Origin of the sequence: Methylobacter sp. (assembly GCF_004322395.1) — a bacterium.
Lineage (GTDB): Bacteria > Pseudomonadota > Gammaproteobacteria > Methylococcales > Methylomonadaceae > Methylobacter_A.
The window spans coordinates 1-10,133 of record NZ_SCTW01000140.1; the positions used below are offsets into that span (position 1 = coordinate 1).

General features: G+C 46.2%; 8 protein-coding genes. 6 read left to right on the plus strand and 2 right to left on the minus strand.

The features are described from left to right. The 6 genes from EPO18_RS18355 to EPO18_RS18380 form a co-directional block, all read left to right on the plus strand. A partial coding sequence (locus EPO18_RS18355) for a PilT/PilU family type 4a pilus ATPase (RefSeq protein ID WP_292435913.1) occupies positions 1-1,220 on the plus strand: 1,220 nt, incomplete at its 5' end. A gap of 170 nt (positions 1,221-1,390) precedes the next feature. Continuing rightward, complete coding sequence (locus EPO18_RS18360) at positions 1,391-2,437, plus strand: tRNA (5-methylaminomethyl-2-thiouridylate)-methyltransferase (protein WP_292435914.1); 1,047 nt, start codon at positions 1,391-1,393, stop codon at positions 2,435-2,437. Beyond that, on the plus strand, positions 2,434-2,664 hold the full coding sequence (locus EPO18_RS18365) for a sulfurtransferase TusA family protein (RefSeq protein ID WP_292435916.1): 231 nt from the start codon (positions 2,434-2,436) through the stop codon (positions 2,662-2,664). The genes EPO18_RS18360 and EPO18_RS18365 overlap by 4 nt, the downstream gene beginning before the upstream one ends. 90 nt (positions 2,665-2,754) lie before the next feature. Then, complete coding sequence (locus EPO18_RS18370; RefSeq protein ID WP_292435919.1) at positions 2,755-3,900, plus strand: cation diffusion facilitator family transporter; 1,146 nt, start codon at positions 2,755-2,757, stop codon at positions 3,898-3,900. A 42-nt stretch (positions 3,901-3,942) separates the two neighbouring features. Beyond that, positions 3,943-5,157: a bifunctional glutamate N-acetyltransferase/amino-acid acetyltransferase ArgJ gene (gene argJ, locus EPO18_RS18375; protein WP_292435922.1), complete on the plus strand. Its 1,215-nt coding sequence runs from the start codon at positions 3,943-3,945 to the stop codon at positions 5,155-5,157. Between the two features lie 108 nt (positions 5,158-5,265). Continuing rightward, positions 5,266-6,189, plus strand: coding sequence for a Nudix family hydrolase (locus tag EPO18_RS18380; protein ID WP_292435924.1), 924 nt, complete (start codon positions 5,266-5,268; stop codon positions 6,187-6,189). Positions 6,190-6,256: 67 nt separating this feature from the next. On the opposite strand, the gene EPO18_RS18385 is transcribed toward EPO18_RS18380, so the two are convergent. Both EPO18_RS18385 and EPO18_RS18390 read right to left on the minus strand, forming a co-directional pair. Continuing rightward, a complete protein-coding gene (locus tag EPO18_RS18385; RefSeq protein ID WP_292435926.1) occupies positions 6,257-8,812 on the minus strand; it encodes a PAS domain S-box protein in 2,556 nt (851 codons plus the stop codon). Between the two features lie 249 nt (positions 8,813-9,061). Beyond that, a complete protein-coding gene (locus EPO18_RS18390) occupies positions 9,062-9,475 on the minus strand; it encodes a substrate-binding domain-containing protein (protein ID WP_292435928.1) in 414 nt (137 codons plus the stop codon). Positions 9,476-10,133: the final 658 nt, after the last annotated feature.

A 10,133-nucleotide genomic window follows, 5' to 3' on the forward strand; every position in this document is an offset into this window, starting at 1 on the left:
GCGCCACGGTCGAGGATAATAGCTTGGTTTTATTTGTTGTCCCGGATTCAGCGCGGTCAAAAGCCGAACCCGATAATTCTGAAGCTGCTGTTTATAATGGGCCGGAGCGTAGGCGGAGACCTGTTAGTTACCAGATTCTGGGGGCAATGCCGGAAGATGATTTAAATATTCTTCCGTATTTGCAAGAAATGACGAGATTGGAAGCCTCGGATTTGTTTTTAACAGTTGGTTCGCAGGTTAAAGCCAAAATTTTCGGCAGAGTCGTGCCCCTGGATGATTTTATGCTGACGCCCGAGTTAACAAAATCAGGCGCTTTAGGAATCATGACGCAAGAACAAATCGATGAGTTTTTAGTTACCAAGGATTTGGATTTTGCCATTAGCCTGCCGGATGGCAGCGCACGGTTCCGCGCCAATGCATTTTATCAGCGCAAAACAATAGGTTTAGTGATGCGTTTGATTCCTTCGGTCATTCCAACCGGCAAGGACTTAGGCACGCCGGATATTTTAATGGAACTCATCATGGCCAAACGGGGATTGTTGCTGATGGTAGGCGGCACCGGATCGGGAAAATCGACCACATTAGCGGCGATGATCAACCATCGCAACATCAATTCGGCCGGTCATATCTTGACCATTGAAGATCCGGTCGAATTCTCTCATCCAAACCTGAAATCAATCGTCAATCAGCGTGAAGTCGGGGTAGACACGGATTCTTATGCCAGGGCGTTAAAAGCCTGTTTACGGGAAGCACCCGATGTTATTTTAATCGGCGAAATTCGAGACCGGGAAACCATGTCCGCCGCTTTGGAGTTGGCCAATACCGGTCATTTGTGTATTTCGACTATGCACGCAAATAATGCCAATCAGGCTATGGAGCGAGTAATTAATATGTTCCCCCATGACCATCATGCGCAATTGTTTATGGATCTTGCGGTCAATTTAAATGCCGTTATTTCCCAGCGTTTGATTCCCGACACTGCAGGGAAACGTTGCGCGGCCATTGAAGTAATGATCAACACGCCACATATAGCGAATCTGATTTTAAAAGGGGACTTGAGTGAAATTAAAACGGCCATGGCATCAAGCGGCAGCAAAGGCATGAGGACATTCGACGACGCCTTGTTCGGACTGTACAAAGAAGGCAGGATCAGTCTGGAGGAAGCACTGAAAAATGCTGATTCCAGTAATGATCTGGAGGCTAAAATTAATTTTGGTTGATAAAGGAATAGAACGCAGATGACGCGGATTGAGCAGATTAACGCTTAAAACTTATCCGCGTTAATCTGCTCAATCCGCGTCATCTGCGTTCTATCTTTTTAGCTGTTGATTGGAAGCCAAATTGGAAAAGAAGCCGGTATAATAGATAAATTTTCCAATTTTTAAGTAATATGAATAAACAAAGAAAAGCAGTGGCATTAATTTCCGGCGGACTGGATTCAATGCTGGCGGCGAAAACCATCATGGAACAGGGCGTCCATGTCGAAGGCATCAACTTCTTTACCGGCTTCTGCGTGGAAGGCCACACCCATGCGATCAGGGCCAATGACAAAGCCAAGCCTAAACGCAACAACTCGTTATGGGTCGCCGAACAGCTAGGCATGAAGCTGCATATCGTCGATGTGATCGAAGAATACAAAGACGTCCTGATTAACCCGAAACACGGCTACGGCGCACATATGAATCCTTGCCTGGATTGCAAGATTTTCATGGTGAACAAGGCCAAGCAATGGCTGGTCGAGAACGATTTCGACTTTATTATCACCGGCGAAGTGATCGGTCAAAGGCCGATGTCGCAACGCAAAGCGACGATGCCGATAATATCCAAAGAATCAGGCGCCGATGATTTGTTATTACGGCCTTTATGCGCCAAAAATTTGCCTGCAACTCTGCCGGAACGCGAAGGCTGGGTCGATCGGGAAAAGTTGCATGATTTTAGCGGGCGTTCACGCAAGCCGCAGATGGCGATGGCCGAGCAATACGGCTTTGATGAATATGCTCAACCTGCGGGTGGCTGCTGTTTTCTGACCGATGCCAGCTATTCGGCAAAACTGGTCGATCTATGGAAAACACGTAATGGCGAAAAGCAATACGATCTGGATGACGTGATGCTGCTGAAAGTCGGCAGACACATCAGGCCGGGGCAAAATTTTAAAGTTATTGTGGCTAGGGAAGAAGGTGAAGGCCGGTTTATGCAAGGTTATAAAAAAGAGTTTATCACCATGTATTGTTCCAGCCATTCCGGACCTTTGGTGCTGGTGGACGGTTCGCCTTCAGCTGAGGATTTGTTCCTGGCGGCACGTATTACCGCCCGCTACGGCCAGGGGCGCAATGCCGAGCAAGTCGATGTGAGTATTGTTGATAAAGACGGTTCTGAGCGGGTTATTCAGGTCAAGCCGTTTGCTGCGGACGAAATTCCGCAGGAATGGTTTATATGAATAGAGAAACTCTAAATGCCCGCCGCCTGTTATGTCCATTGCCGGTCATTCGTACCCAGGATAAAGTCAAACAGCTTAAAGCGGGGGATCAGTTGGAGGTTATCTGTACCGATCCCGGCGTGATGCAGGATATTCCGGCTTGGTGCCGAATCAATGGACATAAAGTACTGGAAACTATTTCGGGCGATCATGAGTACATTATTATTCTGGAAGTGGGCGCGGCGTAATGACTAAGGTTTTAGTCGTTATCCCGTTTACCTCGCTCCCACGCGCTACGCCGTGTGGGAGCGAGAAATTATAGTGGAAGTGAGCGGGTAATGGCTGAAGCTGTAGATGCTGTAAAAATGGACAAACTAAAAGCCAGGGCCAGCTATGTCGGCGCGGCGATTAATGTTCTCCAGACGCTGATCAAAATCGGCTTCGGCATCCTTGGGCAGTCTGCGGCTTTAATTGCCGACGGCATTCATTCGTTATCGGATCTACTCAGCGATCTGCTGGTGATTATTGCGGTTAAATTAGGCAGTCGAGAGGCTGATCATGATCATCCCTATGGTCACCGCCGATTTGAAACCATAGCAACGGTCATTTTGGGGGTTAGCTTAATCGCAATCGGCGGCGCTATCGTTTGGTCGGTCATGGAGCGCATGGCCGATCCTGAGCATCTGCCTGTGCCTAACGTATTGCCATTGGGCGTCGCAACTCTTTCAATCCTGATTAACGAATGGCTATACCAATATACCAAGCGGATCGCCAAAGCGACTCGCTCTAAGTTGCTGCTAGCCAATGCTTGGCATCAGCGTAGCGACGCGATTTCATCGCTGGTAGTTTTATTCGGCATAGGGGCAGTGATGATGGGCTATCCGTTGGCCGATGCGCTAGCTGCCATCGTGGTTGCGTTGATGGTAGCAAAAATCGGTTTGAACTTGGTGTTTGAGAGCATCAAAGAACTGGTCGATACCTCATTGCCGCCCAAGCTGGTCGCCGAAATCAGGGCGGCGATTCATGCCATTGACGGGGTTGAAGGCATCCATTTATTGCGCACCCGGCAAATGGGCGAGGATGCGCTGATTGATGCGCATATCGTCGTCGATCCCCGCATTACCGTTTCGGAAGGGCACATGATTGGCGATATTGTCAGGGACGACTTGATTAGGCGTTTTGATGATGTGATGGACGTGCTGGTTCATGTCGATCCTGAAGATGACGAGAGCTTACAAGAGCAATCACGGCCACTGTCTCGCGGAGAAGTGCAGCGTCTGTTGGATCGCTATCTAGTGAACTTTAAGTCCGCTATAGAAGATTTCAGGATCCATTATTTGGACGGACAAATTGAAGTGGAAGTGATTTTGCCTTTTGCGCTCAGTGAACAGCTGGAACAGTTACAGGCAATAAAAAGACAATGCAAGCTGATGTGCGTGGAAGTTAAAAAAATCGACAATGTGTTTGTGTTTTTTAAAGTCTGACGCGTGTTTTAAGAAAAATCAAAATCAAAAGAGGCTTAACTTATGGCAGTAGGGCAGTGCAGTTTTCCGACCATGCACGAAATATCAGGAATAAAGCTGGGTACAGCGAACGCAGGCATCAAGCAAACCGTCAGGGATGATATTTTGGTGATACAAATGGCCGAGAATTCAACCTGTGCCGCGGTGTTTACCCAGAACGCTTTTTGCGCGGCGCCCGTGCATGTGGCAAAAGCGAATCTGGCTCATTCGCCACGCTGGTTGCTGATTAACTCCGGCAATGCCAATGCCGGTACCGGCGATCAAGGGATGCAGGATGCTTTGGCGACTTGTGCCGATCTTGCTGAAGTGGTCGACGGCGCTGCAACTCAGGTGCTGCCTTTTTCTACCGGCGTCATAGGCCAACCGCTGCCGGTCAATAAAATCAAAGCCTCCCTACGGGAAGCCGTAAGCAACTTGAATACCGCTAATTGGGATAAGGCGTCTCAGGCTATTATGACCACCGACACCTTTGCCAAAGGCGTATCCAAAGTCATTGAAATTGGCGGTCAGACTATTACTATCAACGGTATTTCAAAAGGCGCTGGCATGATCCAGCCCAATATGGCGACCATGCTGGGCTTTATCGCTACCGATGCGAAAATCGGCCAAGCCCTGTTGCAGAGTTGTCTGGTACTGGCCGTTGAACAATCGTTTAATCGTATCACTGTCGATGGCGACACTTCGACCAACGATGCCTGCGTGTTGATGGCCAGCGGTTGCTCGTTGGTTCCTGAAATCAAACAGGACAGCGAAAATTATAAAATTTTTGCCGAGGCCGTAATGACCGTTTGCAAGCAATTAGCCGAAGCCATCGTCAGGGATGGAGAAGGCGCAACTAAGTTAATGCGCATCGTGGTCGAGCAGGCATTGACCGATGAAGAGGCGGTGCGCGTCGGCAAAACCATCGCCCATTCACCGTTGGTGAAAACTGCTTTTTTCGCCAGCGATCCGAACTGGGGGCGAATATTGGCAGCAGTGGGCCGCGCCGAAGTTGAGAGCATGGTGTTGGAAAACGTGCAGCTGTATCTGGACGATGTCTGCATCGTCAGAAACGGCGGCAGAGCCGTCGATTACACCGAGGAAGCCGGACAGCGGGTAATGAATCAGGAAGAAATTACCGTGACTGTTAAACTGGGCCGCGGCGATGCGGTACAAGAAATCTTAACCTGTGATTTTTCGTATGATTATGTAAAGATTAACGCGGAATATAGGACTTGAACAAGGCGGTAAGCTTTCTATCTATATTGCCATAGGCATTCACATAATACGTCATTCCGGCAATTCATGCCGGAATGACTGCGACCTCCCTCGCTCCATTTACTAAATATGAACCCTCTCCAAGTCGCTGTAGGCGTAGTAAAAAACCCAGAAGGAAAAATCCTGATTTCCCTGCGCCATGCCACTTTACATCAAGGCGGCCTATGGGAGTTTCCCGGTGGAAAAATTGAGGCATCGGAAACAGCAGAATCCGCATTGGCCCGCGAGCTTAAGGAAGAACTCAATATCACTGTGACAGCAGCAACTCCGTTGATTACCATCAACCATCAATATCCCGATTTGGCTGTGCAGCTAAACGTTTTTTCGGTCGAGCGGTTTTCAGGTGAGGCTAAAAGCTGCGAAGGCCAGCCATTTAAATGGGTAGCTCCGGCTGAGCTGGATCATTATGTATTTCCCGCTGCTAATCAGCCTATAATTACCGCAGCCCAATTGCCGCCTTATTATGCGATTCTGGATGACGCAGATGAAGCCTTGTTGTTGCCCAACCTGCAAAAAATATTGAACAGAGGCGTCAAGCTGATCCAGGCCAGATTGAAAACTTTGCCAGCCGCCGCCGTGGCAAATTTTGTTGAACAGGCCTACCCGTTATGCAAACAGGAACAGACTGTGCTGTTAATGAATTCCGCCGTTGACTATTCAGCCGAAGTAGACGGTATCCACCTGACCAGTCATGATTTAATGGCTTTGACCAAACGCCCTGAAAACGGCAAGTGGCTCGCCGCGTCATGCCACAACCTTGAACAATTGCAACATGCCGAAAAAATAGGTGTGGATTTTGTCGTGCTAGCTCCAGTGCTAGCAACTCAAACCCATCCGGGCGCTACATTGCTGGGTTGGAAGCAATTTGCCGATTTGGTAGCCAAAGTCAACCTGCCTGTTTACGCCTTGGGCGGCATGGGTGATTCTAGTCTACCTACAGCTCGGCAAAACGGAGGTCAAGGGATAGCTGCAATCCGGGCTTTTCTGAATTGACTTCAAACAAGGAAATTTATATTAATTGCAGTTTGGAGCAACGCTAAAGCCTAACATTTGGGTAACGCTAATTTTTTAAACGTTTATCAAATTCTTTTTGTATGGGTAAATTGAAATAAAAAGTGGTGCCTTTTTTAGATTCACTATTAAAATAAAAAGTACCTTCATGGGCTTCGATAAGTGAGCGACTGATAGACAGACCCATGCCCATGCCGTTTGATTTGGTGGTATAAAAAGGCATCAATATTTTTTGTTGTTGATTTTCATTAATCCCCATTCCATTATCTTTTACCCTGACTTGTACGCCATTATCAGCAGTCAATCGACTATGGATAGTTATTTGGCGTTCTGGTGCTTCAGATAAGTCTTTTAAGGCGTCAATGCTGTTTCGAATCAGATTTATGATGACCTGTTCAATTTGTACCTGATCGACACAGATAGGCGGCAGATTATTTTCCAGTTCAAATATTAGCATTATATTGTCTTGTTTAAGGTCAGCTATACACAGGCTGACAGCATTATGAATCAGGGTATTAATGTTGATAGTTGAACGATGCGGCGCATGAGATTTGATAAACTCTCTCATGCGGTGAATTATCTGTCCTGCTCTCAAAGCCTGTTGCTGAGTTTTGTATAAGATCTCAGTGAGCATCGCTAGATCGAGGTTTTCAGTGTTAATGAGGTTTAAACTGACTTGCGTATAGGTAGAAACCGCGGCCAGGGGTTGATTTATTTCATGAGCAATGCCGGAAGCCATTTCACCCATAAGCCCAAGACGAGTGACATGGGCGAGTTCAGCCAGATGCTCCTTATCTTGCTGCTCTCTGTGTTTACGTAAGCTTACATCGCGCACAATACAGGTAAAATAACTTATTTTTCCTATAAAGTATTCCGTTATGGACATATCCAGAGGCACGGGGCGGCCATTTTTGTGAATACCTTCAGCTTCTTTGATTTGGCCTACAGGTTGTGCTGTAAGGGGCGTGTTGTAATAGTGCATTTCTCTTGGAGATGACCGCATAAGTTTACTGATATTGTAACCAATCAGCTCTTTAGGCTTATAGCCAAAAATAGTTTCTACTGCGGCATTAACAGATACGACGATATCGGACATATCAATAGTGATAATACCTTCTACTGACGCATTAAAAATGGAGTTAAGTTTGGCTTCCCGTTCTAGTAACTGTTGTTTGGAGCGGCGGAGCTCTTCGATTTTTTTCATTAAACTCAAATTGGTCCGAGTCAGGGCTTTATTTTGCTTATGAATCTTTTTTTCCAGCTTTTCATTCAGGCTGGCGATGGTTTTCTGCGCTTGCTTGCGTTCGGTTATATTTTCATGACTGACTACAACCCCGCGGCGCGAGCCTCGCAATGGCGCTACATTCATGTGGAACCAGTATTGCTGATTGGGCAATGGGAATAGATATTCCATATGAAATGAATCCTTCTTACCTGATAGCACTGACACAATGCCGGCATAAGCAGAGTTTGTCCCATCACCAAGAGACTGCTTAAAACTCTTTTTACAGATGTCCAGATAATTAGCCCCAAGCATAGAATGGCTGGATTTCGATAAGCCATGGTTCTTGGCAAACTGCCGCCATGCCCGATTGATAGTAACGATAACACCTTCTGAATCCAGTACGGCGATGTGCGAGGTCAGTGAGTTAAGAATGCTGACATTAAGAGCGTCGCTGTCACGCAGCTTTTTCTCCATTTGATGTCGGTCAGTGATGTCGGTAATAAAGCCGTGCCAAAGTATTGAACCATCCGTTTCTAGTTGTGGTAGCGAGTTGCCCAATAGCCATCGCACCATGCCATCATCAAACTTCACCCGAAACTCATGGCACCAAGGGGTTAAGTCTCGTGCCGACTTCTGGATGGAATCGATGATATTGTCGTAATCGTCTGGGTGAAGAATGGCAAAAACTATGGAAGCATCCTCGCGGACTTCCTCCGGACTGACCCGGAATATATCCCGAATGGCTTCACTGGCGAATGGAAAACAGGAGCTGCCATCAAGGCGCAAACGATATTGGTAAACAACTCCCGGGACCCGGCTTGCGATTTTCTGGAGGCGATCCAGAGCTTCTTCCAACGCTTGTTCCATCTGTTTGTGTGCGAGGATTTCTAACTCAAGCTTGTCTGTCATGGCATTGATGGATAGGGCGAGTTCGGCAAACTCATCAGCACCGTCACACTGTATTCTGTAGTCCAGGTCACCGTCGGCAACAGTTTTTGCTCCATCATGCAACGGCGTCAACCGTTTGCGGATCAACTCGCCAAGCTGCGATGAGGCCAGGATGGTGTTGAATACCAGCATAATTGTAAAAAAGCCTATAGTAATAGATAGGTTTCTATAGGTCTGATCAACACGGCCTGCGCTTGCATCCTGCAAAAAAGATGCACTGTCGCGGCTCGTATCGGCCTTCTGCATTAGTTGGCTGGAAAGCTTTTTTTCCAGATATTCATAAAGATGACAGTTGCCATTGGCTGTTTCCAATGTCTTAGTGCCGCTGACGATGCGGCGGAAAATAACTGCACTATCTTCAATACTTCTGTTCAGTCGTTCCAAGGCTTGCAGTTTATCTTCGCCATGGAACTGGATATTGGCTTGGCGCAACAGGCTGTCGGCTGTCTCGCTGTTTTTGTCCCATAGTGCCAGCGTACGGTTTTCGCAATAGAGGAAATATTGATCTCTGAGCGAGATGTGTTCAAGAATATTATCTCGGATCTTACAGGCAAGAATATAATCGTCTTTTGCGTTCTTGAATTCGACGAATGACCAGATGAGAGCCGGCACCAGGATGATGAGAGCAGATACCGTAAGTGTTGAATTGATTTTTAACCGTGTGGTTATACGCATGACAGTCTACCGACTCACTCGGATAACTTCGGATTTGACTACCTTGAGGCTGTTGAGATGAATGAGACTCAGGTAATCGGACATGACTCCGTCAATCAGATTATTTTCTATTTTATCCATCAGTTTGATCAGGAGTGTTTGGTCGAGCACAATCTGATAGTTGAAAGCGTCCCAGACGTCGCGGATGAGTCTCCTATATATTTTTAGTGCTGTAGGCAAGATGCCTGGCGCATCGTCCGGATTTTTTGATATAAAATCCTCCATTTTGATCAAGACACGGAGAAAGTGTTTGGCCGCCTCAGGGTTCTTCTGGACAAAATCTAGCCTCAAGGCGGTATTGAATATTTCGGTATAGATTTTTCGGTTTGTTATAGCTAACAGATGTTTCCAGGCAAAAAACGCATCAACTTTCTTCGTCATAATAGTATCCTGCATTTACTCGGGTTTTAAGGCGACGGACAGGATTTCCTGACATATTAAGTCGTTCGCCGCCAACAGCGAATCCAGAAAAAATTGGATAGAAAGTATTACAAATAGATATTTTTAGCTGTGTAAGCGGTGTACGTTACCCCTATTTGAAAAAATCATAGATTAGAATATCTTTAATATAAATAAAATCAATTATTCTAGGATTCACTAATTTTTTCCAAGAAATGAGGTTCACTCAACTACTTCCACACTGTAAAGTATAAAGTACTTGGCAATCGACAAGATCGCTGGGTTTTCTTAATGATCAGTGTTGCTCGTTAGCAAGACTCTAAAACTCCGGTAGTTCTTATTATTATTCAAATTTTAATAAAAACAAGTTGTTTTAGCTCAACTCAGATATAGATACCTTTAAAAATTGCCTTTTGAAAATTCACTCTTTTGTAAAACCAATGATTTATATAAGTAAACATGTCGAATTTTTGAGTTATTAGAAGTCCACAAAAGCTGAGAGTACAGTTTGTTCAGTTATTGATTTCGCGTAAAAATAACAAAGCTGTTGACAAGTTGGCTAAGCGGGTTATAATAGCCGGCTTCTTCGGGGCTTAGTGATTGGCTTTGACAGGGAGGGTAAGAAAGAATAAAGGTTAAC

Coding starts and splice junctions, on each gene's coding strand:
- EPO18_RS18390 (WP_292435928.1), bottom strand. CDS start 9,475: ATGACGAAGAAAGTTGATGCGTTTTTTGCCTGGAAACATCTGTTAGCT.
- EPO18_RS18360 (WP_292435914.1), top strand. CDS start 1,391: ATGAATAAACAAAGAAAAGCAGTGGCATTAATTTCCGGCGGACTGGAT.
- EPO18_RS18365 (WP_292435916.1), top strand. CDS start 2,434: ATGAATAGAGAAACTCTAAATGCCCGCCGCCTGTTATGTCCATTGCCG.
- argJ (WP_292435922.1), top strand. CDS start 3,943: ATGGCAGTAGGGCAGTGCAGTTTTCCGACCATGCACGAAATATCAGGA.
- EPO18_RS18370 (WP_292435919.1), top strand. CDS start 2,755: ATGGCTGAAGCTGTAGATGCTGTAAAAATGGACAAACTAAAAGCCAGG.
- EPO18_RS18380 (WP_292435924.1), top strand. CDS start 5,266: ATGAACCCTCTCCAAGTCGCTGTAGGCGTAGTAAAAAACCCAGAAGGA.